General features: G+C 71.2%; 26 protein-coding genes. 14 read left to right on the forward strand and 12 right to left on the reverse strand.

Features of this window, described 5'->3' with window-relative positions:
* Positions 1–138 precede the first annotated feature (138 nt).
* Positions 139–1,893: an acetyl/propionyl/methylcrotonyl-CoA carboxylase subunit alpha gene (locus ACFV8T_RS33570; protein ID WP_385334963.1), complete on the reverse strand. Its 1,755-nt coding sequence runs from the start codon at positions 1,891–1,893 to the stop codon at positions 139–141.
* Between the two features lie 410 nt (positions 1,894–2,303).
* Between ACFV8T_RS33570 and ACFV8T_RS33575 the strand changes: the two genes are divergently transcribed.
* Positions 2,304–2,753: a hypothetical protein gene (locus ACFV8T_RS33575; RefSeq protein ID WP_385334965.1), complete on the forward strand. Its 450-nt coding sequence runs from the start codon at positions 2,304–2,306 to the stop codon at positions 2,751–2,753.
* A 34-nt stretch (positions 2,754–2,787) separates the two neighbouring features.
* On the opposite strand, the gene ACFV8T_RS33580 is transcribed toward ACFV8T_RS33575, so the two are convergent.
* The 4 genes from ACFV8T_RS33580 to ACFV8T_RS33595 all read right to left on the reverse strand — a co-directional run bounded on the left by ACFV8T_RS33580 (position 2,788) and on the right by ACFV8T_RS33595 (position 5,557).
* Positions 2,788–3,399 carry a nucleoside triphosphate pyrophosphatase gene (locus ACFV8T_RS33580; RefSeq protein ID WP_266415110.1) on the reverse strand — a complete coding sequence of 204 codons (612 nt, stop codon included), beginning with the start codon at positions 3,397–3,399 and terminating at the stop codon, positions 2,788–2,790.
* Positions 3,400–3,442: 43 nt separating this feature from the next.
* Complete coding sequence (mmpB, locus tag ACFV8T_RS33585) at positions 3,443–3,571, reverse strand: morphogenic membrane protein MmpB (protein WP_385334967.1); 129 nt, start codon at positions 3,569–3,571, stop codon at positions 3,443–3,445.
* 154 nt (positions 3,572–3,725) lie between these two features.
* The gene (locus tag ACFV8T_RS33590) at positions 3,726–3,950 is read right to left on the reverse strand and encodes an acyl-CoA carboxylase epsilon subunit (RefSeq protein WP_266415107.1); all 225 of its coding nucleotides are present in this window, start codon (positions 3,948–3,950) and stop codon (positions 3,726–3,728) included.
* A 14-nt stretch (positions 3,951–3,964) separates the two neighbouring features.
* Complete coding sequence (locus ACFV8T_RS33595; protein WP_385334969.1) at positions 3,965–5,557, reverse strand: acyl-CoA carboxylase subunit beta; 1,593 nt, start codon at positions 5,555–5,557, stop codon at positions 3,965–3,967.
* Positions 5,558–5,690: 133 nt separating this feature from the next.
* Here ACFV8T_RS33595 and ACFV8T_RS33600 point away from each other — a divergent pair, with 133 nt between their 5' ends.
* From ACFV8T_RS33600 to hutH, 5 genes are all read left to right on the forward strand, one after another.
* A complete protein-coding gene (locus tag ACFV8T_RS33600; protein WP_385334971.1) occupies positions 5,691–6,557 on the forward strand; it encodes a biotin--[acetyl-CoA-carboxylase] ligase in 867 nt (288 codons plus the stop codon).
* A 472-nt stretch (positions 6,558–7,029) separates the two neighbouring features.
* Entirely contained in the window at positions 7,030–8,202 is a 1,173-nt protein-coding gene (locus ACFV8T_RS33605) for an adenylate/guanylate cyclase domain-containing protein (RefSeq protein WP_266415104.1), read from the forward strand.
* A gap of 123 nt (positions 8,203–8,325) precedes the next feature.
* Positions 8,326–9,138 (forward strand): enoyl-CoA hydratase/isomerase family protein, encoded by an 813-nt coding sequence (locus ACFV8T_RS33610; protein ID WP_385334973.1) that lies wholly within the window; start codon positions 8,326–8,328, stop codon positions 9,136–9,138.
* 95 nt (positions 9,139–9,233) lie between these two features.
* Positions 9,234–10,403: a diguanylate cyclase domain-containing protein gene (locus tag ACFV8T_RS33615; protein WP_385334975.1), complete on the forward strand. Its 1,170-nt coding sequence runs from the start codon at positions 9,234–9,236 to the stop codon at positions 10,401–10,403.
* 77 nt (positions 10,404–10,480) lie between these two features.
* Positions 10,481–12,031 (forward strand): histidine ammonia-lyase, encoded by a 1,551-nt coding sequence (hutH, locus tag ACFV8T_RS33620; protein WP_385334977.1) that lies wholly within the window; start codon positions 10,481–10,483, stop codon positions 12,029–12,031.
* 29 nt (positions 12,032–12,060) lie between these two features.
* Here hutH and ACFV8T_RS33625 read toward each other — a convergent pair whose 3' ends face one another.
* Positions 12,061–12,348: an LPXTG cell wall anchor domain-containing protein gene (locus ACFV8T_RS33625; protein WP_385334979.1), complete on the reverse strand. Its 288-nt coding sequence runs from the start codon at positions 12,346–12,348 to the stop codon at positions 12,061–12,063.
* 108 nt (positions 12,349–12,456) lie between these two features.
* Between ACFV8T_RS33625 and ACFV8T_RS33630 the strand changes: the two genes are divergently transcribed.
* The 4 genes from ACFV8T_RS33630 to ACFV8T_RS33645 all read left to right on the forward strand — a co-directional run bounded on the left by ACFV8T_RS33630 (position 12,457) and on the right by ACFV8T_RS33645 (position 16,857).
* A complete protein-coding gene (locus ACFV8T_RS33630; protein ID WP_385334981.1) occupies positions 12,457–12,843 on the forward strand; it encodes a hypothetical protein in 387 nt (128 codons plus the stop codon).
* A gap of 279 nt (positions 12,844–13,122) precedes the next feature.
* On the forward strand, positions 13,123–14,388 hold the full coding sequence (locus ACFV8T_RS33635; protein ID WP_385334983.1) for an Ig-like domain-containing protein: 1,266 nt from the start codon (positions 13,123–13,125) through the stop codon (positions 14,386–14,388).
* Positions 14,389–14,659: 271 nt separating this feature from the next.
* Positions 14,660–16,129: an ABC transporter permease gene (locus tag ACFV8T_RS33640; protein ID WP_385334985.1), complete on the forward strand. Its 1,470-nt coding sequence runs from the start codon at positions 14,660–14,662 to the stop codon at positions 16,127–16,129.
* Between the two features lie 44 nt (positions 16,130–16,173).
* Positions 16,174–16,857: an ABC transporter ATP-binding protein gene (locus ACFV8T_RS33645; RefSeq protein ID WP_385334987.1), complete on the forward strand. Its 684-nt coding sequence runs from the start codon at positions 16,174–16,176 to the stop codon at positions 16,855–16,857.
* A 52-nt stretch (positions 16,858–16,909) separates the two neighbouring features.
* On the opposite strand, the gene ACFV8T_RS33650 is transcribed toward ACFV8T_RS33645, so the two are convergent.
* Positions 16,910–17,506 carry an RDD family protein gene (locus ACFV8T_RS33650; protein WP_385334989.1) on the reverse strand — a complete coding sequence of 199 codons (597 nt, stop codon included), beginning with the start codon at positions 17,504–17,506 and terminating at the stop codon, positions 16,910–16,912.
* A gap of 84 nt (positions 17,507–17,590) precedes the next feature.
* On the opposite strand from ACFV8T_RS33650, the gene ACFV8T_RS33655 reads away from it, so the two are divergent.
* A complete protein-coding gene (locus tag ACFV8T_RS33655; protein ID WP_385334991.1) occupies positions 17,591–18,103 on the forward strand; it encodes a hypothetical protein in 513 nt (170 codons plus the stop codon).
* 101 nt (positions 18,104–18,204) lie between these two features.
* Here the strand turns inward: ACFV8T_RS33655 and ACFV8T_RS33660 are convergent, their stop codons facing one another.
* A complete protein-coding gene (locus ACFV8T_RS33660; RefSeq protein ID WP_385335171.1) occupies positions 18,205–19,758 on the reverse strand; it encodes a hypothetical protein in 1,554 nt (517 codons plus the stop codon).
* Between the two features lie 280 nt (positions 19,759–20,038).
* On the opposite strand from ACFV8T_RS33660, the gene ACFV8T_RS33665 reads away from it, so the two are divergent.
* Together ACFV8T_RS33665 and gdhA are read left to right on the forward strand one after the other, a co-directional pair.
* Complete coding sequence (locus ACFV8T_RS33665) at positions 20,039–20,209, forward strand: hypothetical protein (protein ID WP_385334993.1); 171 nt, start codon at positions 20,039–20,041, stop codon at positions 20,207–20,209.
* Positions 20,210–20,415: 206 nt separating this feature from the next.
* Positions 20,416–21,795: an NADP-specific glutamate dehydrogenase gene (gdhA, locus tag ACFV8T_RS33670; RefSeq protein WP_385334995.1), complete on the forward strand. Its 1,380-nt coding sequence runs from the start codon at positions 20,416–20,418 to the stop codon at positions 21,793–21,795.
* A 58-nt stretch (positions 21,796–21,853) separates the two neighbouring features.
* On the opposite strand, the gene ACFV8T_RS33675 is transcribed toward gdhA, so the two are convergent.
* From ACFV8T_RS33675 to ACFV8T_RS33685, 3 genes are all read right to left on the reverse strand, one after another.
* Positions 21,854–22,249 (reverse strand): YrdB family protein, encoded by a 396-nt coding sequence (locus tag ACFV8T_RS33675; RefSeq protein ID WP_385334997.1) that lies wholly within the window; start codon positions 22,247–22,249, stop codon positions 21,854–21,856.
* Between the two features lie 331 nt (positions 22,250–22,580).
* On the reverse strand, positions 22,581–23,018 hold the full coding sequence (locus tag ACFV8T_RS33680; RefSeq protein WP_385334999.1) for a peptidase inhibitor family I36 protein: 438 nt from the start codon (positions 23,016–23,018) through the stop codon (positions 22,581–22,583).
* A gap of 230 nt (positions 23,019–23,248) precedes the next feature.
* Positions 23,249–24,037: an integrase gene (locus ACFV8T_RS33685; RefSeq protein WP_385335001.1), complete on the reverse strand. Its 789-nt coding sequence runs from the start codon at positions 24,035–24,037 to the stop codon at positions 23,249–23,251.
* Between the two features lie 266 nt (positions 24,038–24,303).
* Here ACFV8T_RS33685 and ACFV8T_RS33690 point away from each other — a divergent pair, with 266 nt between their 5' ends.
* The gene (locus tag ACFV8T_RS33690) at positions 24,304–25,284 is read left to right on the forward strand and encodes a threonine/serine dehydratase (RefSeq protein ID WP_385335003.1); all 981 of its coding nucleotides are present in this window, start codon (positions 24,304–24,306) and stop codon (positions 25,282–25,284) included.
* A 140-nt stretch (positions 25,285–25,424) separates the two neighbouring features.
* On the opposite strand, the gene msrA is transcribed toward ACFV8T_RS33690, so the two are convergent.
* On the reverse strand, positions 25,425–26,090 hold the full coding sequence (gene msrA, locus ACFV8T_RS33695) for a peptide-methionine (S)-S-oxide reductase MsrA (protein WP_385335005.1): 666 nt from the start codon (positions 26,088–26,090) through the stop codon (positions 25,425–25,427).
* Between the last annotated feature and the right edge of the window lie 44 nt (positions 26,091–26,134).

A 26,134-nucleotide genomic window follows, 5' to 3' on the forward strand; every position in this document is an offset into this window, starting at 1 on the left:
GGAGGGGCCTTTGGTTCACGGGCAGGAGGTGGGGAGGCGGGGGGGGGGGGGGGGGGTGGGGGCACCCATAGGGGTTGGCTCCTGTCCGGCGCCCCCGGTCGCGGCGTGGGCCCCGGTGGAACGTCGGGTGCCGCTCGATCAGTCCTTGATCTCGCAGATGACGGCGCCGGAGGAGACCGAGCTGCCGACCTCGGCGGCGAGGCCCTTGACGGTGCCGGAGCGGTGCGCGTTGAGCGGCTGTTCCATCTTCATGGCTTCGAGGACGACGATGAGGTCGCCTTCCTGGACCTGCTGGCCTTCTTCGACGGCGATCTTGACGATGGTGCCCTGCATCGGGGAGGCCAGGGTGTCGCCGGAGACCGCGGAGCCGGACTTCTTGGCGGCGCGGCGTTTGGGCTTGGCGCCCGCGGCGAGTCCGGTGCGGGCCAGGGACATGCCGAGGGAGGAGGGGAGGGAGACCTCCAGGCGCTTGCCGCCGACCTCGACGACGACGGTCTCGCGGCCGGCTTCTTCTTCGGCCTCCGTGTCGGCGGTGGCGGTGAAGGGCTTGATGTCGTTGACGAACTCGGTCTCGATCCAGCGGGTGTGGACCTGGAACGGTTCGCCGGTGAAGGCCGGGTCGACGACGACCGCGCGGTGGAAGGGAATGGCGGTGGCCATGCCCTCGACGTCGAACTCGGCCAGCGCACGGGCGGCGCGCTGGAGTGCCTGCCGGCGGGTCGCGCCGGTCACGACCAGCTTCGCCAGCAGCGAGTCCCAGGCCGGGCCGATGACGGAGCCGGACTCGACGCCCGCGTCGAGACGGACGCCGGGGCCGGTCGGCGGGGCGAAGAGGGTGACGGTGCCCGGGGCGGGCAGGAAGCCGCGGCCCGGGTCCTCGCCGTTGATCCGGAACTCGAAGGAGTGGCCGCGCACGGCCGGGTCGCCGTAGCCCAGCTCCTCGCCGTCGGCGATGCGGAACATCTCGCGCACGAGGTCGAGGCCGGTGACCTCCTCGGTCACCGGGTGCTCGACCTGCAGGCGGGTGTTGACCTCCAGGAACGAGATCGTGCCGTCCGTGCCGACGAGGAACTCCACCGTGCCCGCACCGACGTAGCCGGCCTCCTTGAGGATGGCCTTGGACGCCGCGTACAGCTCCGCGTTCTGCGCGTCGCTCAGGAACGGGGCCGGGGCCTCCTCGACCAGCTTCTGGTGGCGGCGCTGGAGCGAGCAGTCACGGGTGGAGACCACGACCACGTTGCCGTGGGTGTCGGCCAGGCACTGCGTCTCGACATGGCGCGGCCGGTCGAGGTAGCGCTCCACGAAGCACTCGCCCCGGCCGAACGCCGCGACGGCCTCACGGACCGCGGAGTCGTACAGCTCCGGGATCTCCTCCAGCGTGCGCGCCACCTTCAGCCCGCGACCGCCGCCACCGAAGGCGGCCTTGATCGCGATCGGCAGCCCGTGCTCCCGGGCGAAGGCGACGACCTCCTGCGAACCCGACACCGGGTCGGGCGTGCCGGCCACCAGCGGCGCCCCGGCACGCTGCGCGATGTGCCGGGCGGCGACCTTGTCGCCCAGGTCCCGGATCGCCTGCGGCGGCGGCCCGATCCACGTCAGCCCCGCATCGAGCACGGCCTGCGCGAACTCGGCGTTCTCCGACAGGAACCCGTACCCGGGATGGATCGCGTCCGCCCCGGAGTCCTTGGCCGCCTGGAGCACCTTGGCCATGTCCAGATAGCTGGCCGCCGGAGTGTCACCGCCCAGAGCGAATGCCTCGTCGGCCGCACGCACATGCAGAGCATCCCGGTCCGGGTCCGCGTAGACGGCCACGCTCCCGATCCCGGCATCCCGGCACGCCCGAGCAACACGGACAGCAATTTCGCCACGGTTGGCGATGAGCACCTTGCGCACGATGGCTCCCTCCTTGAAACAAGCTGAGTTTAGGGACTACCGACACGGCCCTACGACCCGTCCCCAATGGTGAGCTTGCCCACACGGAGTGTGATTCGAGGCTTGCTCAAGTCGCGAAATCCCTTGTGGCACCACGGTACGCCGGGTTTCATGACCGCACAGTAGCCACGAGGTGTGGTCCAGGTCTCTGTTCCTACGAGCTGTGACTCCCCGCGTTTCTTTGTCGAGTCCCCACTAATGGGCGAACGATTCTTTGCGCGACGCACGAGAGCCGCGACAAGGGGGGTGCGCGGAGTGCGCGCCCGCGCGCACCACGAGTGCGGGGCGGAAGCAGAGATCGCCGGACCCTTGTCCGGAGGATTACCGGTTAGTAGGGTCCGCGCTATCGCACGTACTGCAGGTAACAGGGGGTGAGCACCGTGGTGCGCAGACCGGTGGCGTTCGTGGCCGCGATCGTGCTGTTCGTGGAAGCCGTGGGCATCGTGCTCATCAACGCCATCCTGGCGACGGTCGTGGAGAACCAGGACATGTCGCTGGCCGGGATGGACCCCGCCGTCATGTCCAACGGCACCTGGGCGATGGGCGGCGTCTTCGGCCTGTACCTGCTGCTGTGCGGACTGCTCCTGCTGCTCGCCGGCATCCGCGACCGGGCCCCCGGCCGTATCGCCCGCATCGTCCTGATCGTCTGCGCGGTGGTGCACGGGGTGCTGGGCGCGCTGACGGTCGGGCTGGTCGGCTGGACCGCGTTCGGGTGTCTGATGGTGGTGCTCGGGCTGATAGTGCTGACGCTGGTGGCGTACGGCACCCGGTCCGACGAGCCCGCCGACGACGCCGGGACGAGTGCTCCGGCGCCGGTCTGATCCGGGGCGTCCGCCCGGACCGCGGGACGTCCGCTCAGACCCAGAGCTCGGTGACGGAGATCCCCAGCTCGCCCAGCAACCGGCGCAGCAGCGGCAGCGAGAGCCCGATGACGTTGCCGTGGTCGCCCTCGATGGAGTCGACGAACGGCGCCGAGCGGCCGTCCAGGGTGAAGGCGCCCGCGACATGGAGCGGCTCGCCGGTGGCCACGTAGGCGGCGATCTCGGCGTCCGTCGGTTCGCCGAAGCGGACGGTCGTGGAGGCGGTCGCCGACGCGGTACGTCCGGTGGCGGTGTCGATCACGCTGTGGCCCGTCTGCAGCACCCCGGCCCGGCCGCGCATGGACTTCCAGCGGGCGATGGCCTCCTCGCCGTCGGCCGGCTTGCCGAGCGCCTCGCCGTCGAGTTCGAGCACCGAGTCGCAGCCGATCACCAGGGCACCCGCCGCCTCCGCCCGGCCGGCCACCGCCGCGGCCTTGGCCTCGGCGAGCACGAGCGCCAGCTCGGCCGGTGTCGGGGCGCTCAGCGCGTCCTCGTCCACCCCGCTGACGATCACCTCGGGCGCGAAGCCGGCCTGCCGCAGCAGACCGAGGCGGGCGGGGGAGGCGGAGGCGAGCACGAGACGGCGCTGATCAGTCATACGCGCCATCGTAGAAGAGGCGGACGGACCCCGGTCCCGACCCCGGCCCCGCTCAGTGCAGGCCGGCCACGAACATCGCGATCACCATCGCGAGAGCGAGCACCAGCCCCGCACGACGCATCATGTCCTGGGCGTCGCGCAGTTCCTTCGGCGGCTTGTTCTCAGGGTCGGACCACAGCATGGAAACGATCCTGCTGCCGTGACGGACGCCGCGCCTGAGTACAGGTACTCAGGCGTCGTGGTGCGTACGGACCAGTTCGCTCCGGATGCACCGGAGGCCCGGACCCGAAAGGGCCCGGACCTCCGGAAACATGCGCGACGGGACACTCCCGCGACTACCCGGGCCAGTACGTCCGGGCCCAGGCCCGCGGCCCCGGCAGATGACGCGTGCGCCGGGCGATGCGTCCAGGGTCGGACCACTCGCCGGGCAGCGCCGGTACGCCGGCCGGCGTACCGGACGACTCGTCGGACGTCGTCGTCGCCGCGGCGCGCGCCCGCACCACCGCCAGCGCGGCGGCCAGCTCCTCAGGGGTCGGGTTGCCCCGTACGACCTTGATCATGGCCAGGACCCTTTCTAGAGGGGGATGTTGCCGTGCTTCTTCGGGGGCAGCGACTCCCGCTTGGTACGCAGCTGGCGCAGCCCCTTCACGATGTGGGCGCGGGTGTCGGACGGCATGATCACCGCGTCGACGTAACCGCGTTCGGCCGCCACGTAGGGGTTGAGCAGCGTGTCCTCGTAGTCGGCGATCAGCTCTGCACGGGTCGCGTCTGCCTCGTCGGGGTCCGTGACGGCGGCGATCGTCCGGCGGTGCAGGATGTTGACGGCACCCTGCGCGCCCATCACCGCGATCTGCGCGGTCGGCCAGGCGAGGTTGATGTCGGCGCCCAGGTGCTTGGAGCCCATGACGTCGTACGCGCCGCCGAACGCCTTGCGGGTGATCACGGTGATCAGCGGGACGGTCGCCTCGGCGTAGGCGTAGATCAGCTTGGCGCCGCGGCGGATGATGCCGCCGTACTCCTGGTCGACGCCGGGCAGGAAGCCGGGGACGTCCACGAAGGTCAGCACGGGCACGTTGAAGGCGTCGCAGGTGCGGACGAAGCGCGCGGCCTTCTCGCTCGCGTTGATGTCCAGACAGCCCGCGAACTGCATCGGCTGGTTGGCGACGATGCCGACCGGGTAGCCCTCGACGCGCCCGAAGCCGGTGATGATGTTCGGCGCGAACAGGGCCTGAGTCTCCAGGAACTCGCCGTCGTCCAGCACGTGCTCGATGGCGGTGTGCATGTCGTACGGCTGGTTGGCCGAGTCCGGGATGAGGGTGTCGAGCTCGCGGTCCTCGTCCGTGGTGGCGAGCTCCGCCACCTCGGGGAAGGCGGGCGCCTCGGACAGGTTGTTCGAAGGGAGGTACGACAGCAGCGACTTGACGTACTCGATGGCGTCCTTCTCGTCGCCCGCCATGTGGTGCGCCACACCGGAGGTGGTGTTGTGGGTGCGGGCGCCGCCGAGCTCCTCGAAGCCGACGTCCTCGCCGGTGACCGTCTTGATGACGTCGGGGCCGGTGATGAACATGTGCGAGGTCTGGTCGACCATGACCGTGAAGTCGGTGATCGCGGGGGAGTAGACCGCGCCGCCCGCGCACGGTCCGACGATCAGCGAGATCTGCGGCACGACACCCGAGGCGTGCACATTGCGGCGGAAGATCTCCGCGAACAGACCGAGCGCGGCCACGCCTTCCTGGATCCGGGCGCCACCGCCGTCGTTGATGCCGATGACCGGGCAGCCGGTCTTCAGCGCGAAGTCCATCACCTTGACGATTTTCTCACCGTAGACCTCGCCGAGCGAGCCGCCGAAGATGGTGAAGTCCTGCGAATAGACGCAGACGGGGCGACCGTCGACCGTCCCGTAGCCGGTGACGACGCCGTCCCCGTACGGGCGGTTCTTCTCGATGCCGAAGTTGGTGGAGCGGTGCCGGGCGAATTCGTCGAGCTCCACGAAGGAACCCTCGTCGAGCAGCAGATCGACCCGTTCACGCGCGGTCAACTTGCCCTTGGCGTGCTGCTTCTCGACCGCGCGCGCGGAGCCCGCGTGCGTCGCCTCGTCGATTCGGCGCTGCAGGTCCGCGATCTTGCCCGCGGTGGTGTGGATGTCGGTCTCTTCCGGCTCGGACATCGGGTGGCGGCTCCCTGCCTGGTCACGGGGACGACTGTGCTGCTGATCAGGTGATGAACACCTACTGATCCGTAGGGTATCGGCGCGGATACGGTTCGGCAGTGCGTCGTTTACCACACCTAGTCTGGCTTGCATGACACCTTCGGATGCGCCACAGAGCCGTTGGTCGGACCTGGACCGGCCGCCCCTGAACGTCCCCGCGCTGCGCCGCGGACTGCTGCGGCCGGGCGGGCTGTGGACCTCGCTCGACGTCGTGGAGACCATCGGCTCCACCAACTCCGATCTTGCCCGGCGCGCGGCGGCCGGGCTCGACGAAGGCACCGTGCTGGTCGCCGAGGAGCAGACCGCGGGCCGCGGTCGCCTCGATCGCACCTGGACGGCTCCGGCCCGTTCGGGCCTGTTCTTCTCCGTCTACCTGACGCCGGGCGACGTCCCCGTCGAGCGGTGGGGCTGGCTGCCGCTGCTCACCGGTGTCGCCGCGGCGACCGGCCTGGCGAAAGCCGCGGGCGTCGACACGGCCCTGAAATGGCCCAACGACCTCCTGGTCACGGTGGAGGGCGTGGAGCGCAAGGCCGGCGGCATCCTGGCCGAGCGCGCCGGGGACGGTGTCGTCGTCGGCATGGGCCTCAACGTCTCCCTGCGCGCCGATGAACTGCCCGCCCCCACGGCCGGCTCACTGGCCCTGGCCGGGGCCGTCTCCACCGACCGCGAGACGCTGCTGCGGGGCGTACTGCGCTCGCTGGAGCACTGGTACGGCCAGTGGCGCGCGGCGGACGGCGACGCGGCGGCGAGCGGCCTCCAGGAGGCGTACGCGGCGGGCTGCGCGACGCTCGGCCGGACGGTACGGGCCCAGCTGCCCGGAGACCGCACGCTCATCGGCGAGGCCGTGGCGATCGACGGCGACGGCCGCCTGATCCTGTCCACCGACGACGGCCTCCAGGAACCGGTATCGGCCGGCGACATCGTCCACCTGCGGGGCATGGGCGGCGGTCTGGTCTGAGGGTGAGGCGGGGCTGGGCCGTCGCGAAGGGGTTTGCGTCGCGTCTGCCGGAGCCTGGTGGCGCCTGTCCCGCCGAGCCCCACGGTCCGTCCGAACACGTACCCGGGGCTTGAGAACCATGCCCTCCTGGAAACCACCCACCGGCTGTCACCACCCACGCCCCCCGGCTCGCCCAGGAACATTCCGGGAAGCCATAGGGGGATGGAGACCATGCCCTTCTGGAAACCACCCACCGGCCGCAATCACCCACGCCCCCCGGCTCACCCAGGAACATTCCGGGAAGCCATAGGGGATGAAGACCATGCCCTCCTGGAAACCACCCACCGGCCGCAATCACCCACGCCCCCCGGCTCACCCAGGAACATTCCGGGAAGCCATAGGGGCGTGAGCCACGGCACACCTGCCGTATCGTTGAGGCGATCCACCGACAGATCGGCAGGGCAGTGCGCAGGGAACGGGCAGGAGGCGGCTGGTGACCGTCGACGACACGACCTCCGGTGCGGGCACACAGCCCCCGTCGGAACCCTCGGTCCACGCGACACCGCATCACGAAGTCGACCATACGGCGGAACCGACCGACGACCCCCTCGCGATCCGGCTGGAACAGCTGATCCTGGGCGCCGACCGTCGCTACACGCCGTTCCAGGCGGCCCGTACCGCCGGTGTCTCGATGGATCTGGCCTCCCGGTTCTGGCGGGCCATGGGCTTCGCCGACATCGGGCAGGCCAAGGCGCTCACCGAGGCCGACGTGCTGGCGCTGCGCCGGCTCGCCGGTCTCGTCGAGGCGGGGCTGCTCAGCGAACCGATGGCGATCCAGGTGGCCCGGTCCACCGGGCAGACCACCGCCCGGCTGGCGGAGTGGCAGATCGATTCGTTCCTGGAGGGGCTGACCGAGCCGCCCGAGCCCGGAATGACCCGTACCGAGGTCACGTACCCGCTGGTCGAGCTGCTTCTCCCGGAGCTCCAGGAGTTTCTGGTCTATGTGTGGCGGCGCCAGCTGGCCGCCGCCACCGGGCGGGTCGTGCAGGCCGCCGACGACGAGGAGATGGTCGACCGCCGCCTGGCCGTCGGCTTCGCCGACCTCGTCGGGTTCACCCGGCTGACCCGGCGGCTGGAGGAGGAGGAGCTCGGCGAGCTGGTCGAGGCCTTCGAGACCACCTCGGCCGACCTGGTCGCCGCCCACGGCGGCCGTCTCATCAAGACCCTCGGCGACGAGGTCCTCTTCGCCGCCGACGACGCGGGCACCGCGGCCGAGATCGCGCTGCGCCTGATCGAGGCGATGAACCAGGACGAGATCATGCCGGCGCTGCGCGTGGGCATCGCGTTCGGCACGGTCACCACCCGGATGGGCGATGTCTTCGGTACGACCGTGAACCTCGCCAGCCGGCTGACGTCGATAGCGCCGAAGGACGCCGTGCTGGTGGACGGGGCCTTCGCGGAGGAGCTGACCCGTACCGGCGACGCCCCGGCCTCCGAGGCGCAGGCGGCGGAGGAGGCCGCGGTGGCGGAGAAGGAGCGCCAGGAGGGCGTGGAGTCGGCCGCCGTGCCCAAGTACCGCTACGGGCTGCAGCCGATGTGGCAGCGCCCGGTGCGCGGACTCGGCGTGGTGGAGCCCTGGCTGCTGGCGCGCCGCGGCACCTCCTGAACCCGGCCCTTCCGCAATCCCGGATTCCACCACCGCGTCCGGGCCCGGACGCGCCCGGGACCGCTGTCCGGGCCGCCCCATAGGATCCCTCCGGTAACGATCGTTAACCGGAGGGGTGCAGTCATGACCGTCACGTCCGAGCAGCGGTTCGGGGAATTCGTCGTCGTACGGGTCCACGAGGGGCAGGAACACGTCGCCGAGCTGGTCCTCGACCGGCCCGGGGCGATGAACGCGGTGTCCACCGACATGGCCCGCTCGATCGCCGCCGCGTGCGTCGCGCTCGCCGCCGATCCCGGTGTACGCGTCACCGTCCTCACCTCCAGTCATGAGCGGGCCTTCTGTGTGGGCGCGGACCTGAAGGAGCGGAACTCCTTCACCGACGCCGATCTGCTGCGCCAGCGCCCCACCGCCCGGTCCGCGTACACCGGCGTGCTCGAACTGCCGATGCCGACGATCGCCGCCGTGCACGGGTTCGCGCTCGGTGGCGGGTTCGAGCTGGCGCTGTCCTGCGACCTGATCGTCGCCGACCGCACGGCCGTGGTCGGCCTGCCCGAGGTGTCGGTCGGCGTCATTCCGGGCGGCGGCGGTACGCAGTTGCTGCCGCGGCGGATCGGTGCGGCGCGCGCCGCCGAGCTGGTCTTCACGGCCCGGCGGGTGGAGGCGGCCGAGGCGCTCGACAGCGGACTGGTCGACGAACTGGTGGAGGCCGGGCAGGACCGGGCGGCCGCGCTGGCGCTCGCCGGCCGGATCGCCGCCAACTCACCGGTGGGACTGCGGGCCGCCAAGCGGGCGCTGCGACTCGGCCACGGTCTCGATCTCCGGGCCGGTCTCGAAGTCGAGGACGCCGCCTGGCGGTCGGTGGCCTTCTCCGGCGACCGGGCCGAGGGCGTGGCCGCGTTCAACGAGAAGAGGAAGCCGAACTGGCCCGGCGAGTGACGCGGCGGGACTTTCCACAACTGAATAGACACGAAGCGAACGCGGCTCACGTCCCAAACTGATCAAATCACCACAAACCTACATAAGCTGTAGTGATGGGTGGTGATGATGCACGGCTGCGGGCCGTGGTTTCGCTTGCGCAGGCGATGGCGGCGGCACACACCCCGCGGGGGTCGTGGCGAGCGGCTGCGCTGGGGGCGTGCGAGGCGCTGGGCGGCAGCTTCGCCGCGCTCTCCGTGTGGGAGCGCGGGCGCGGGCAGCTGCGCGTGCTGGTGAACGCGGGTGAACGGGCCGAAGGGGAGGAGGAGTTCCCCGAGGCGGAGGCGTATCCGGTGCACCAGTTCCCGGAGATCGCCGAGTTCCTGCATGAACGGTGGGCCGGGGGCGGTGAACCGGACGCCTGGGTCGAGACCGCCGACGGCTCGGCGGGCGCGATGCCGGACGGGGACGCGGGGCTGCGGGAGTACGGAAGCGGGTACGGCCAGGAGCGGGTGGCCGCCCTGCGCCGGCGCGGGCGCGGCTGCTGCGTGGTCGCGCCGATCGTGCTGCACGGGCGGGCCTGGGGCGAGCTGTACGTGGCCCGCCCGGCGGGGGCGTCGGTGTTCGGGCGGGCGGACGCGGACTTCGCGACCGTGCTGGCCGCGGTCGTCGCCGCCGGGATCTCCCAGGCCGAACGGCTCGAAGAGGTCCGCAAACTCGCCTTCACCGACCCGCTCACCGGTCTGGCCAACCGCCGTGCCGTCGATGTGCGGCTGGACGAGGCGGTAGAGCGGCACCGGGCGGACGGGGCGGTGGTCAGTCTGGTCGTCTGCGATCTCAACGGTCTGAAGCAGGTCAACGACACCCAGGGCCATGCGGTCGGCGACCGGCTGCTGGAACGTTTCGGCTCGGTGCTGTCCCGTTGCGGCGCCATGCTGCCCGGCGCGCTCGCGGCCCGGCTCGGCGGTGATGAGTTCTGTCTGCTCACGGTGGGCCCGGAGGTGGACGACGTGGTCCGGGTGGCCACCGAACTCTGCGAACGGGCAGCCGAGTTGGAGCAGGGGGACGGGGTGGCGTGCGGGATCGCGTCGACCGGTGATCCGATCGGCCCGGTGGTGTCGGCGCGGCGGCTGTTCCGGCTGGCGGACGCGGCCCAGTACCGGGCGAAGGCGGCCCGTTCGGTCAAACCGGTGGTGGCGGGGCGCGACGGCGAGGTGCTCCGGCTGGCCGACTCGCCGCCCAAGCCCGCGCACGACCGCCGCCATCTGCGGGGCAGCCGTCCCTGAATGCCGCGCCGATCGGTAAGGGGTCAACCGCGCGACCACTAGTGACATGAAGGGATTCAGTCCGTACGCTTCTGAATATGGATATGCATACAGTCGTGGTGGGGACGTCCGGGACCACCGCTCAGGACGTCATCGCCGTGGCCCGCGGCAACGCCCGTGTCGAGCTCTCCGCAGCCGCCGTCGACGCGCTCGCCGCCGCCCGCACGATCGTGGACGCGCTGGCCGCCAAGCCCGAGCCGGTCTACGGCGTCTCCACCGGATTCGGGGCGCTGGCCAGCCGGCACATCAGCCAGGATCTCCGCGCACAGCTCCAGCGCAACATCGTCCGCTCGCACGCCGCCGGCATGGGGCCGCGCGTCGAGCGCGAGGTCGTCCGCGCGCTGATGTTCCTGCGGCTGAAGACGGTCGCCTCCGGGCACACCGGCGTACGCCCCGAGGTCGCGCAGACCATGGCCGACGTCCTCAACGCGGGCATCACGCCCGTCGTCCACGAGTACGGCTCGCTCGGCTGCTCCGGCGACCTGGCCCCGCTCTCCCACTGCGCCCTGGCGCTGATGGGCGAGGGCGACGCGGAGGGCCCCGACGGCACCGTGCGCCCCGCCGGTGAGCTGCTCGCCGCCCACGGCATCGCCCCGGTCGAACTGCGCGAGAAGGAGGGCCTCGCCCTCCTCAACGGCACCGACGGCATGCTCGGCATGCTCGTGATGGCCCTGGCCGACCTGAAGAACCTCTACACCTCCGCCGACATCACCGCCGCCCTCTCCCTGGAGGCGCTGCTCGGCACGGACAAGGTGCTCGCCCCGGAGCTGCACGCCATCCGCCCGCACCCGGGCCAGGGCGTCAGCGCCGACAACATGCTGCGGGTCCTCGCCGGATCGGGCCTCACCGGCCACCACCAGGACGACGCGCCCCGCGTGCAGGACGCCTACTCGGTGCGCTGCGCGCCCCAGGTCAACGGCGCGGGACGCGACACCCTCGACTACGCCGGGATCGTCGCGGGCCGCGAACTGGCCTCCGCCGTCGACAACCCCGTCGTCCTGCCCGACGGCCGGGTCGAGTCCAACGGGAATTTCCACGGCGCCCCCGTCGCGTACGTGCTCGACTTCCTGGCGATCGTCGCGGCCGACCTCGGCTCCATCACCGAGCGCCGCACCGACCGGCTGCTGGACAAGAACCGCTCGCACGGTCTGCCGCCGTTCCTCGCCGACGACGCCGGGGTGGACTCGGGCCTGATGATCGCCCAGTACACCCAGGCCGCCCTGGTCAGCGAGATGAAGCGGCTCGCGGTCCCGGCCTCGGCCGACTCGATCCCGTCCTCCGCGATGCAGGAGGACCACGTCTCCATGGGCTGGTCGGCGGCGCGCAAGCTCCGTACCGCCGTGGACAACCTCGCCCGGATCGTCGCCGTCGAGCTCTACGCGGCGACCCGCGCCATCGAACTGCGCGCCGCCCAGGGCCTCACCCCCGCGCCCGCCTCGCAGGCCGCCATCGAGGCGCTGCGCGCGGCAGGGGTCCAGGGACCGGGGCCGGACCGCTTCCTGTCGCCGGACCTGGCCGCGGCGGACGCGTTCGTGCGTGCGGGGAAGCTGGTCGCGGCGGTCGAGCCGGTGACCGGCCCGCTGGCCTAGGGCCTGTCCGGCGGAGGAAGCGTCGGTTTCTAGGCGGACAGGGCGTCGGCGCGGCGTGCCGAGTGGGAGACGAATGCCGCGCCGATGCCCAGGAACGCGACGCCGCCGATCAGATACGGGGTGGTGTCGGTCCCGGTCCCGGTGTCGGCCAGTCTCGGACCGGCCGCGGGGTCCCCGGCGCCGGCGGCCGGTTCGCTTTGTACGCCCGGGGCGCCGGCCGGTTCGTCCGTCGCGTTGGCGGACGGGACGAACCACAGGGCGGCCAGCAACGTGGCCGCGGCGGTGGCGGTCAGGAGCGGGCGACGAGCGACGACCACGGAATCGATCCCCCTTGTCACAGCCGTGAGTTAGGCGTGTGCGCCGATGCTAGTGAAAGCAGCGGGTCGTGGGAAAGCCGGGGGCGCGGGGAGCTTACGCTCCGGCACATGAGCACATCTGAGACATCACGGTTTGTTCGGCTTCGGGTCGAAATGCTGCTGGAGATCACGGACTCCGCGGCCCTCAGCGGCACCGCACTGGAGTCGATCGCCGTCGAGTACGGGGAACCGGGCGGTGAGTCCGCCGAGGAACGCATGCTCGCCGAGGACGCCGTACGGGAGGACGGCGCGGAGGCCCTCGCCTCCCTCGTCGACCCGTTCGACCTGGTCAGCGAGGTGCCCGGGGTCGAGCTCACCCAGGCGTCCTGGAGCAGCGAGATCGTCGACTACGACCCGGACGACCCGGACGCCTGGGACCTCGACGAGGAGGACGGCGAGGAGGACGACGAAGGGGACGACGAAGAGGGCGGTGGCGGCGTCCCGCACAATGGATGAGGACGACGACGGTCACGTCGCCGTGAGCGGCGGGACCAGCAGCTGGTGAACACCGGCCCCGGACCGCTTTCGCACGCGGACCGGGGCCGTGTCGTTCCCCGGTCGCCCTTACGTGATCGGCGTCGGGAACCACCGCAGCCGCGGACGCGTCGATGAGTGTTGTTCCCCACATCTTTCGTGGATGGGGAACGCAGGACCCTTTCCATGGGTTCTAGGACCATTGACGGGTTTCGCCGGGCGACGGCGGCTCTGCTCGGGGTTTTTGGGGATTCGGCAACGATGGAGAAGCGTGTGATGACGGACAGCAAGCGGCGCAGGGGCCTGATGGCCGCGTCCGCACTGCTCGGCGGCGTTCTGGTGCTCACTGCCTGCAACGACGGCGGGGACAAGAGCGGCGCCGACGGCTCGAAGAAGTCGCAGGCGGCAGAGGTCGACAAGGCGGCGGCCCAGGACGCCTCGGAAGCGCAGATAGCGATCTCGCCGAAGAACGGCGCGGCCAACGCGAGCATCAACAACGACGCCAAGGTCACCGTCGCCAAGGGCACGCTGTCCCAGGTCACCATGACCACCTCGGCCGGAGCCACGGTCAAGGGCACGCTCTCCGCCGACGGCAAGAGCTGGAAGCCGGACGTCCAGCTGGAGCGCTCGACCACGTACAAGATCGCCGCGACGGCGAAGGACTCCAAGGGCCGCGAGGCGCACGAGAACTCCTCCTTCACCACCGTCTCGCCCGCCAACAGCTTCATCGGGAACTTCACCCCCGAGGACGGCTCCACGGTCGGCGTCGGCATGCCGGTCTCGATCAACTTCAACAAGGCGATCACGGACAAGAAGGCCGTCCAGGCCGGTATCACCGTGACGTCCAGCAGCGGTCAGCAGGTCGTCGGCCACTGGTTCAACTCGCAGCGTCTCGACCTGCGCCCCGAGAACTACTGGCAGGGCGGCTCCACCGTCACGCTGAAGCTGGCGCTGGACGGCGTCGAGGGCGCGGACGGCGTCTTCGGCGTCCAGCAGAAGACGGTGACCTTCAAGGTCGGCCGCAACCAGGTCTCGACGGTCGACGCCAACACGAAGATGATGACCGTCACCCAGGACGGCAAGACGATCAAGACCATCCCGATCTCCTCCGGTTCCTCCGCCAACCCCACGTACAACGGGCAGATGGTGATCTCCGAGAAGTTCAAGGAGACCCGGATGAACGGTGCGACGGTCGGCTTCACCGACGACGACGGCAAGGGCGAGTACGACATCAAGGACGTGCCGCACGCCATGCGGCTGTCCACCTCGGGCACCTTCATCCACGGCAACTACTGGGGCGCGCGGTCGATCTTCGGCAGCGCCAACACCAGCCACGGCTGCGTCGGCCTCGCCGACGTGAAGGGCGCGAGCGACGCGAACCAGCCTGCCGCCTGGTTCTACAACAACTCCATGGTCGGCGACGTGGTCATCGTCAAGAACTCCCCGGACCGGACCATCACCCCCGACAACGGCCTCAACGGCTGGAACATGAGCTGGGCGGAGTGGACGGCGGGCTCCCAGGCCTGACCCGACCCCACGCGTCATCCCCGGCGCGAGCCGCTGGTCGTGGCCGTAGGCGACGGCCGGCCCCCGAATCCCGTACGGAGGCGGGGGGACCCCGAGCCCCCCCCGCTCGCCGTGCCCCCCCCCCCCGCCTTCTTCCAGCCTCCTCCTCCCCCCCCCCCCCCCCCCCCGCCTCCCCCCCCCCACCCCCCCGCCTCCGGCGTTCGTAAGTCTTCTCATCCGACTCTCATCGCGGCCTCAACCCGCCATCACAAGCGCTCCATAGCGTCGCGCCATGTTCTTCACCTACCTCCGGCGCGAGCTGCGCCGCCGCAGAAAGGCGGCGCTGGTCGTCGCCTCGGGACTCGCGCTGGGCATCGCGCTGGTCATCGTCGTCAGCTCGGTCTCCTCCGGCATGAGCCGGGCCCAGGACAAGGTCCTGGAATCGCTGTACGGCCTCGGTACGGACATGACGGTCACCAAGGCCGCCGCCGCTCCCGGATCGGGCTCCGGGCGCCCGAAGTTCGAGTTCGACGCCAAGGGCGACGACGACAACGCGACGCAGAGCAGCGACCGCGTCATGGTCCAGGGCTTCCAGACGCTGGCCTCGTCGACCGTCACCACGATCGGCGGACAGAACGGTGTCGCCGGCGCCGTCGGCGGACTCAGCCTGAACGTGATGAAGGTCGACGGCCAGTTCAAGCGCGGCGAGTTCAGGCAGCAGGAGGGCACGGGCCAGAGCGGCCGGAGCGGCCCCGGCGGCCAGGGCGGCGGCGGGCAGCCGCAGGGCGAGGTCAGGGGCGGCGGTGCCGCCTTCGACGTCAACTCCTACACGGTGTACGGCACCGACGTCACCGAGCAGGCCATGGGTCCGCTGACCTCGTCGAAGATCACCGACGGCCGTACGTTCAAGGCGTCCGAGACCGACGCGAAGGTGGCCGTCGTCGACGCCGCGTACGCCAAGGAGAAGAAGCTCGGCGTCGGCAGGACCGTGACCGTCCACGGGACGAAGTTCACGATCGTCGGGGTCTCGACCGCCGACAGCGGTGACGCGGCGGCCAACCTCTACATCCCGCTGAAGCGGGCGCAGACCCTCGCCGACTCGAAGGACAAGGTCACCACGGTCTATGTGAAGGCCGCGGACTCGCAGCAGATCGACCAGGTCAAGTCCACCATCCAGAAGAACGTCCCGGGCACCACCGTCACCACCTCCGCGGATCTCGCCGACACCGTCTCCGGTTCGCTCTCCACCGCCTCCGACCTGGCCGCAGGCGTCGGGAAGTGGCTCTCGATCGCGGTACTGGCCGCCGCGTTCCTGGTGGCCGGCCTGCTCACCTCCTCGGCGGTCAGCCGCCGGGTACGGGAGTTCGGCACCCTGAAGGCGCTCGGCTGGAAGAGCGGCCGCGTCACCCGCCAGGTCGTCGGCGAGGCCCTCGTCAACGGGCTGCTGGGCGGCGTCCTCGGTATCGGCATCGGTCTCGCCGCTGCCTACATCGTGACCGCGATCAGCCCCACCCTCACCGCACAGCTCGGCTCGTCCGGCGGCGGCATGGGCGGCGGCATGGGTGGCGGCCGGTTCATGGGCGGACCGGGCGGGGCGGGCGCGTCCAAGACGCTCGACATCGCCCTGACCGCACCCGTCTCGCTCTCCGTCATCCTGATCGCCGTCGCGCTGGCCGTGGCGGGCGGGCTGATCGCGGGGGCCTTCGGCGGCTGGCGGGCCTCCCGGCTCCGGCCGGCCGACGCCCTGCGCCGCGTCGAATAGCCCGCCCCGCGCCCCATCCCCCCAGTCCCAGCAGGAGTTGACCCATGTACACGCTCAGAGACGTCACCAAGCGCTACACGCGCGGCAAGTCCACCGTCGACGCGCTCGCCGGCGTCGACCTGACCATCGAGGACGGCGGCCGGCTGGTCATCCAGGGCCCCACGGGCGGCGGCAAGTCCACCCTGCTCCAGATGCTCGGCGGTCTGGACCGACCCACGAGCGGCAGCGTCGAACTCGACGGCGTCGACCTCGCGAAGCTCAGCGAGGCCAAGCTCACCGGGGTGCGTGCCCAGAACATCGGCTTCGTCTTCCAGAGCTTCAACCTCATCCCGACGCTCACCGCCCAGGAGAACGTCGAGACCGCGCTCGTGCCGCTCGGCGGCCGGGCGGCCGAGCGCCGCAGGAGGGCCGCCGAGGCGCTGGACTCCGTCGGACTCGGTGAGCGGCTCGGACATCTGCCCGGCGAGATGTCCGGAGGCCAGCAGCAGCGGGTGGCAATCGCGCGGGCCCTGGTCAAGCAGCCGAAGGTGCTGCTCGCCGACGAACCCACCGGCAATCTCGACGAGTCGATGCGCGACGAGGTCATGGAGGTGCTGGAGACCATGTGGAAGGAGCACGGCCTGACCTTCGTCATGGTCACGCACGACAGCGCCATCGCGCGTCGGGCACCGCGTCTCGCGACCATCCGCAAGGGAAAGGTCACGATCACGGAGAACGCGACGGCCTGATACGGGACTTGCGGGGCGGGACGGGGCAGGCCGGGCCGGGCGGGGCGGGAGGTCAGCGGCGGGCGTCCGGCGCGGTCCGGTGGGCGGTGAGGTCGCCACGGCGGACCTGGCGCAGGCCCAGCGGATCGGCGTGCAGCTCGCCGTTCCCGCCGTTCCAGAGCGTGCTGCGGGGCAGGACACCGGGGCCCGAGAGGAGCGAGCGCAGCCCGTACCAGGGTTGCAGCGGCAGCCAGCACAGCCCGTACAGCCAGCGCCGCAGCAGCAGCCAGGGCCCCGGGCGCCCGGCGTCGGGCAGTCTGACCACCCGTATCCCCATGATCAGCTTGCCCGCGCCCGCCCCGGTGAACGCGGTGAGCACCACATGGTTGAGGAACGAGAAGGCGAGCGTCGGGCCGAGCAGCAGGCCGATCGCCTCGGTGACCCCGGCCGTGTCCACGTACGGCCGGACCAGTAAGCCGGCGGCCACCAGGCAGAGGTAGCAGTCGAGGCCGACGGCGAGATAGCGGCGCATGTCGCCCGCGCGTGGCGGTACGCGCGCCGCGCGCGGTTCGGCGTGGTACCCGGGCGCGGGCGGGAGGGCCGCGCGAGCCGTCGGCAGAGGCGGTCCGGAGAGGTTCCGGGTACGACCCTCACCCCGTGGAATTGTCATGACGGCATCATGTCTGATGAGGCGTCACCGTGTGCCCGGGAACCACACTCACACCGCCGTGCACCCCGCATTAGTCTCGCACCCATGACCGCCGCCATCACCGCCATGATCACCGCAGTAGTCGGCGTGCTCGGCACCCTCCTCGCCCCGGTGTTCGTGCAGCGGCTGACCGTACGCCAGCGCGCCGAGGAGTCCCGACTGGCGGGCGAGCAGCGGAAGTTCGAGGAGCGACGCACCCAGTACACGGCCATGAACCGGGCCTCCCGGCAGTTCCACACCCTGCTCAAGGACGCCCTGCACCGCATCCGTGACGGCGTCTACACGGAGCAGGAACGCACCCAGCTGGAAGAGGCCCGCCTCGACCACCGAGACCGCTACGCCGAGGCGCAGATGATCGTCCCCGAACGGATACTCCAGGCGTCCCGCGACCTCAACCGGGTGCTCGCCGCCGGTGACGGCACCGTCAAACGCCTCGACCGGGGCCTCGCCCGGGACGGCGAGAGCGTCGAGCAGGCCCTGGAGGACCTGAAGGCGGCCGACCCCTTCCTCGACACGATGCGGGAGCTGATGCGTCGGGACCTCGGCGTCACGGACTGACCCCGGCGTCACGGACTGACCCTGGTGCCAGGGACTGACCCTCGGCGTCGCGGACCGCCCCCCAACGCCACCTGCAAGGCCCCGATGCCCCGCCCGCTCCGTCAGCACGACCCGAACGGCCACAGCCGGTAGTGCGAGTCCAGCCGGTACTCGCCGGCCCGCTCCACCGTCAGCCGCGTCCACTCGCCGTCCTGCCGCAGGCACCCGCCGCCGTCCGCCCGGAGCCACGGCGAGTAGGCGATCCGTACCGTCACCGACCCGGCGGCGGGCATCCGCACCACCAGGGAGGCGTCGTCCCCGCGTACGACGGCGCCCGGCGCGGAGACCAGCGGCACGGCCTCTCGCACCCGGTAGATCCGCCACTCCGCGTCCTGCCACACCGGCTCCAGCCAGTCCGCCCCGCGCCGGACGATCGCCGCCTCCGCCTCGGCCGGCCCGTCCGGCCTGCCGCTGTGCAGCACGACGAGGCCCACGCTCCACCGGTCCAGCCAGGCCCGGTACGTCGCCGGGGTCGGCTTCCCCCCGTAGAACAGCCGCCCGCGTGCCACGTCGAGCTGCCGGTTCCAGCCGCGCGCCATGTTCACGTACGGGGCGAGCACCGTCGCCTCGCGGTGATTGCGGGCCGGTACGACCTCCACCCGGGTCCGCTCGGCGCCGAGCCGGCGCAGCTCGGTGACCACGCCGTCGGTGTGCTCCGCCCAGGCGGGCACGGCGTTGGAGACCCGCAGATCGTCATCGGTCTTGTTGATCAGCCAGCCCGAGTTGCACGCCAGCGTCCCGGCGAGCACCACGGCCTGTACCCGCACCAGCGTGCCGCCCCGCGCCCAGCTCGGCAGGACGGTCAGCAGCGCCGCCAGCAGCACGGGCGGGCCGGCCAGCCCCACCAGCCGCTCCACGTTCGTCCCGATGGGCGAGGGGGTCAGGAAGGTCAGGACGACCCCGACCGCGTACACCAGGCCCGCGAACCGGACCACCCGCCAGCCGCCCTCGCGCGGCGCCGCGAGCCACAGGACCGCGCAGGCCACCAACGGCATCCACAGCCTGCTCACCGCCATCGGCTGTTCGCCCGTGAACGGGAACACCACCGTCGTCGCGGCCACCACCACGAACGGCGGCACGACGAGCACGGCCGCCCGCCGCCACTGCCGGGCCATCCCGTACGCCGCGCCCGCCACCACCAGGAACAGCCCCGCCACCGGACTCGCCGCCGTCGCCAGCGCCGCGCAGCCCGCCGTGAGGCCCGTACGACGCCGTACGTACAGCAGCGCGACCAGCCCGATCGCGACGCCCAGCGCGAACGTCGTGCGCCCGGACGCGACATTGCACCAGAGCGTCAGCGAACCCAGCACCGCGACCGCGACCGGCCACCGCACCCCGCTCCGCACACAGAGCCGCCCCAGCGCCCACGACCCGCAGAGCCCGGCGGCGACGGTCACCGTCCGCACCCCGAACACCGCCATGAGCGGTGGGGTCAGCAGGCTGTAGTTGGCGGTGTGCATCCCGCCGTACCAGGAGAGGTTGTACGCGGACCCGGGATGCCGGGAGGCGAAGCCGGCCCAGGCGAGCTGCGCCGCCAGATCACCGCCGCCGGTGGCCAGCACCAGCGCCCACAGCAGGTACAGCGGCACGACGACGAGCACCGCGACACCCGGCACCCACCACCGCGCCGAGTCCGAGTCCGCTGCCGAGTCCGCTCCGGTGGAGCCCCGCCCGTCCTGCCTGCCGCGACCCCTGTCGCGCGTCCCGGTGCCCTCGGTGATCCCCACCCGGCAAACCCTAGCGGCGCCCTCCGGACCGGACCGCGGCCTTCGCGCACCGGCACCGTGGTGCAGCTGTCTACACCATGGATCCGGGGGACCGGCCCCTCGTGGCCGCCGCCTCCCACCAGCAACATGGAGTCATCACGAGACACCGTCCCGACCACGGAGGAATCCCATGAAAGCACTGCTCTGGTTCGTGTTCTGCGCGGCGATAGCCGCGAACGTCTCGCTCAACTTCCTGGTGGGGGAGAGCGGTCTGCAGATCGCGCTGAGCGTGGTCGCTGGGGTGGTCGCCCTCGCGTCCGGCGCAGGGCTGTGGATGCTGCGCCGCGAGGCGCGAGTGTAGTCCGTGTCCCACTGTGCGGGTCCCGTTGAAGGACTTCCGGAGCGACTGGGACAATCGACATGCCACAACGGTTCTGTACGTCGCTTCCGTGAGCCGCAGAGCGTGCGATGTCTGGGCGACGCCCTCAATGGCGAGGGGGGACCGCCGGCGCCCCCGGGACGGGGGCGTCTTCGCGCGCATGCCCATCGACGGAAGGTCTTGACCTGATGCAGGCCACCCCTGATTCCGTAACCCCGCACGCCACCGAGAGCCGCGTCATCGAGCCGCTGTACGCCGAGATCCTCCGGCGCAACCAGGGCGAGAAGGAATTCCACCAGGCGGTGCGGGAGGTCCTGGAGACCCTCGGCCCGGTCCTCGCGAAGCGGCCGGAGTTCGTGGACGCCCGGATCATCGAGCGCGTGTGCGAGCCGGAGCGCCAGCTCATCTTCCGGGTGCCGTGGTCGGACGACTCCGGCGACATCCACGTGAACCGCGGCTTCCGGGTCGAGTTCAGCAGCTCGCTCGGACCGTACAAGGGCGGGCTGCGCTTCCACCCCTCGGTCAACCTCGGCATCGTGAAGTTCCTCGGCTTCGAGCAGATCTTCAAGAACGCGCTCACCGGCATGCCCATCGGCGGCGGCAAGGGCGGCGCGGACTTCGACCCCAAGGGCCGCTCGGACGCCGAGATCATGCGGTTCTGCCAGTCGTTCATGACCGAACTCCACCGCCACCTCGGCGAGTACACCGATGTCCCCGCCGGTGACATCGGCGTCGGCGGCCGGGAGATCGGCTACCTGTTCGGCCAGTACAAGCGGATCACCAACCGCTACGAGTCCGGCGTACTCACCGGGAAGGGCCTCGGCTGGGGCGGTGCCCAGGCGCGCACCGAGGCGACCGGCTACGGCTGTGTCATGTTCACCGCCGAGATGCTCCGCAGCCGGGGCGAGTCCCTCGACGGCCAGCGCATCGTCGTCTCGGGCTCGGGCAATGTCGCGATCTACGCGATCGAGAAGGCCCAGCAGCTCGGTGCGACCGTGCTGACCTGCTCCGACTCCAACGGCTACGTCGTGGACGAGAAGGGCATCGACCTCGCCCTCCTCAAGGAGATCAAGGAGGCCGGCCGCGGCCGCGTCTCCGAGTACGCGGAACGCCGCGGCGAGCACGTCAAGTACGTCTCCGGCACCGGCGTCTGGAACGTCCCCTGCGACGTGGCCCTGCCCTGCGCCACCCAGAACGAACTCCACGAGGCCGACGCCCTGGCCCTGGTGCGCCACGGTGTGAAGGCGGTCGCCGAGGGCGCCAACATGCCCACCACCCCCGAGGCCGTACGCGTCCTCCAGGAGGCGGGCGTCGCCTTCGCCCCCGGCAAGGCGGCCAACGCGGGCGGCGTGGCCACCAGCGCCCTGGAGATGCAGCAGAACGCCTCCCGCGACTCCTGGACCTTCGCCCACACCGAGGAGCGCCTCGCGGAGATCATGCGCCACATCCACGACTCCTGCTACACCACCGCGGAGCGCTACGGCAGCCCCGGCAACTACGTGGTCGGCGCCAACATCGCCGGCTTCGAGCTCGTCGCGGACGCGATGCTGGCACAGGGCCTGATCTGACCCGAAACCCTGGCACCAACCCCGGCCCGGCCGCCTCGCGCGGCCGGGCCCGGTCGTGTCAGGCAGCCGCCGCGACGCGGCGCCGAAAGGTCTCCGCCAGCCCCGTGTTCACGACCACCACCACCCCGAAGAACACCGCCGCCCCCGGATGCCCCACCGCGTGGACCGCGTACACGCCACAGCCGAGCACCACCGCCTTGACGAGCAGAACCCCCGCGAGCGGTGGCCGGAAACGGGCGCGAGGGGCTGCGAACATCGCCCAGACCACGGCGGCGACCGCGGGCGCCCCGATCCCGAGCAGCAGCCGGGAAGCCACCCCGTCCCCGGTGGTGAAACCCCACCAGCCCAGAGCGGCCAGCGCCGCCAACTCGACTACGAACGCCACGACTTCATTGATCACGAACCAGGGCCGCCCGGCCGGGGAGGCGGGAATGCTGTGGCCTTCGCTCGTCATCGGTGGCCGGCCCTCTTCGTGCGGTGGTTGATCCCGCCGGAATTGTTTCCGGCGCGAGTGCGGTGGCTCATTCTCCCCGATGCCGGGCCCGTTGACCGCATGAATCCGAGAGGCAGCGCGCCTGCCCGTACCTCCCGATCCCTGCCCTGCGCGAAGCGACGGGCGGCAGGGACGGGCAGGCCGGGAGTGTCCGGCACAACCCGATGGTGCTCATGTTGACGAGGATGGTGGCCGCCTCCTGCTGATCGCGGGAGACGGCCACGGCACCGGGGCTGCACGTCGGTGGTTCGCTCGTGCACGGCCTCTCCGACGGCGAGGCCGTGGCCCGGTGTTACACCCAGCGGACGATGTCGACCGTGTCGTTCGTCTGCGGGGGCTCCTGGAGGGACTGGTGCGGGAACAGCGGGCGGATTGTTTCCTCGTCCGTGTCGATGAGCACGGCGAGGTGGTTGGTGTTGTTCACCCACGAGGAGACTTCGTCGGCCGCGGTGGGGCCGTTGACGCCGCCGCTCATGGGCAGGTCGCGCAGGTCGACGTGGTGGCCGGCGCCGATGCCGTAGGCCGGGCCTCGATTGTTGTAGTCGCGGTACAGGCACAGGGTGGCGGGCGGGCACGGCTCGCTGTCCTGGAGCTTGACCACGCCGGGCGGCAGGTGGTTGGCAGCGGCGTCGGCAGTGGTGGTGCCGGGGAACAGCACGATGACCACGGCTGCGGCTGCCGAGGCGGCCACGCGGGCCAGACTGCTGGGTCGCTGGAAGCTGGTCGTCATCACGTCTCTCCAAGGGGCTGATCGCCTGGCCGTGCCGGGCGTGCATGGAACGGGTTCGGCCCCCGGGCGTTCTGGCACCGGCCCCGGGGTCGACCGGGAGCCGTGGATCCCGCGGTGGGCGGCTCCACTTCTCAGAGAGGAAATTACTCAAAGTATTCATCTTATAACTAAAGGTGGCCGCGCTGACGCGTCAGTCGTACCCGGCTGGCGGAGAGAAGCGGTGCGGGGCGTCAGCTCCCGCCGAGGTCGGTGCAGTGCGCGATCGTCGCATCGTCCGCCGCCACCGCGTGGCGGGCCTCCGCCTGCCGGACACGACGGATGATCTCGGCGGGGCCGCTCGATGCCAGGAGGGCCATGGCCCCCGGCCAGTCGACGAGCCGGAACCGGTCCACGATGCGGCCGGCGCCGTTGCTGAGCAGGGCGGCACCGGTCAGCCCGGAGACCGGACAGCTTCCGGTGATCGCTTCGTCCGCCGCCCGCGGGTCGTCCTTGGCCACCCAGAAACCGCCCGGCTGGTTCCGGTTGGCCCGTAGCTCCCGGAGGATTCGGTGGTACTCGTCGCTCCCCTCGGCGGCGGCTTCGAGCGCGGACGCGTAGGGGCGGCTGATGATCACTTCCCGGGGATCGGAGACGACGCGCGGCGCACCGTCCGCCCGGTCGAGCACGAGGACCGAGTCACCGAGCACCAGGTACTCGACGAGGCCGTCGGACAGGCGCAGGACGGCCACGGCTGCCGACGGGCTGATCGGGGCGGCTACGTCGCAGGTGTCCCGGTGATCGTCCGTCACCTGCTCGATGGCCGCGGCCAGCAGCTCCGAGAGGCTGCGGTCGCGCGCGAGGGACACGAGGCCGAGGAGGCTGCCTCCCAGGCGGTTGGCGTACCAGGCCACGCCGTGCCGGCAGACCGATGCGGTGCCGGGGATGCCGGCACCGTCGATCAGCACCGCTGCCGTGGGCAGGGCGCCGGTGAAGTCCTCGTTCGTGCGGCCGGTCCGCGCCGCAGCGCTCGTCATCGTCACCCGCATGTCCTGACCCCGCCCTCCCGCCGATCGGGCCGCGCGTCCCGCCCCAGGACCCGTCCGGATCACGGGCGGTAATCGTACGGATGCGTTCCAAGGCGGCCCACAGTTTCTGGGGCCTGCTCCGATGCACTTCCGGCGGGTCGGTCCACGCGGCGGACGCGCGTGCCCATGACTCGTCGGGATGGACGAGGCGGGCGGTTTGAGTGCGGTCGTCGCGTCAGTTGCTCATGGAACCGGCACCGGTGGCGCTACGCTGCTGCGACGTGCAGGAGACGCGTCTCGACACTACTCGGATCCGGGCGGCTCGCCGGGTAATCGACCCGGTCTTTCTCGACACTCCGCTGTACCGCTGCGAGGCGCTGGAGCCCGGCCTCGGGTGCACGGTGAGCGTCAAGCTCGAAACGGCGAACCCGGTCCGCAGCTTCAAGGCCCGCGGCACCGAGGTGGTCGCGAGCCGGCTGGCCGACAATGCCTCGCGAGCCGCGGTGTGCGCGAGCGCGGGCAACCTTGGCCAGGCCCTCGCGTGGTCCGGTCGCGGCCGGGGGCTCGACATCACCGTCGTGGCATCCCGCTTTGCGACTCGGGCCAAGCTTGATCGCATCCGCGCACTGGGCGCCGGGTTGGAGCTGGTGGACGGCGACCACGAGATGGCGCGCGAGCGCGCCGCGGCCATCGCACGGTACGACGGCATCCGGCTGGTCGAAGACAGCCTGGACATCGAGACCTGCGAGGGTGCGGCGACCATCGGCCTGGAACTGGTGGACGCCGCGCCGTCGTTCGACACCGTCCTGATTGCTCTCGGCGGCGGGGCGCTGGCCACCGGCGTGGGTCATGTGGTGAAGGCATTGGCGCCCGGAGTCGAGGTGATCTGCGTCCAGCCGCTGGGCGCACCGGCGCTGACACACTCGTGGCGCAGGCGACGTGTCGTCACCACCGACTCGACCGACACCATCGCTGACGGCGTCGCCGGCCGGCATCCCATCCCGGCCGTCCTGGACGACCTCCTCCTGGTCGCCGACGACGCCGTCCTGGTCCAGGAGGCATCGATCATCGCCGGTATGCGGATGCTCCTCGACCACGCCGGCCTCGTCGTCGAACCTTCGGCCGCGCTCGGCATCGCGGCGATCCTCGAAGACCGTGACCGCTTCGCCGGCCGACACGTCGTCACCATCGTGTGCGGCAGCAACGTCGACATGGACGCCTACCATCGCTGGGTCGGCGCGGCTCCCCTCCACAGGTCTTGACAATTGCTCCACTCGCAGGGACAGGCGCCAGGTCCGTGACGACCGGAACGAGGCAGTTACGCAGGATGGGTCCGCGACTTGTTGTGGCTGACCGCCGCGAACAGCCTGCGCGCATGGGTCGCGAAGCCCACAGGGAGCCTTCAGCCCTCGGCCTTCGCCACCCCGATCGGGCACGAGACCCCCGTGCCGCCGATCCCGCAGTAGCCTGCCGGGTTCTTGTCGAGGTACTGCTGGTGGTACGCCTCGGCCGGCCAGAACGTGCGGCCCTCCGCCGGGAGGATCTCCGTGGTGATCGTGGAGTGGCCGGAGGCCGTGAGGACCTTCTGGTACGCCTCGCGGGAGGCTGCCACGGCGGCCTCCTGCTCGGGGGAGTGGGTGTAGATCGCCGAGCGGTACTGGGTGCCCACGTCGTTGCCCTGGCGGAAGCCCTGGGTCGGGTCGTGGGACTCCCAGAAGAGCTTCAGCAGCTCGGCGTACGAGACGGTCTTCGGGTCGAAGACGACGCGGACCGCCTCGGTGTGGCCGGTCAGGCCCGAGCAGACCTCTTCGTACGCGGGGTTCTCCGTGTAGCCGCCCTGGTAGCCGACGAGCGTCGTCCAGACGCCGTCCGTCTGCCAGAACTTGCGCTCGGCACCCCAGAAACAGCCCAGCGCGAAGTCCGCGACCTCCAGACCCGGCGGGTACGGGCCGAGCAGCTGGTTGCCGAGGACCGTGTGGTGGGACGGGACGGTGAATTCGGGGGTGGGGCGGCCCTTCAGGGCCTCCTCCGGGGTGGGGAGCTGAGGGGTGCGTCGTTGCAGGAACATGCGGGGGCTCCTCCTGGGGTGGGTGTGCAGTGCGTACAACACGG

The organism is Streptomyces sp. NPDC059832 (genome assembly GCF_042731715.1).
Classification (GTDB): Bacteria; Actinomycetota; Actinomycetes; order Streptomycetales; family Streptomycetaceae; genus Streptomyces.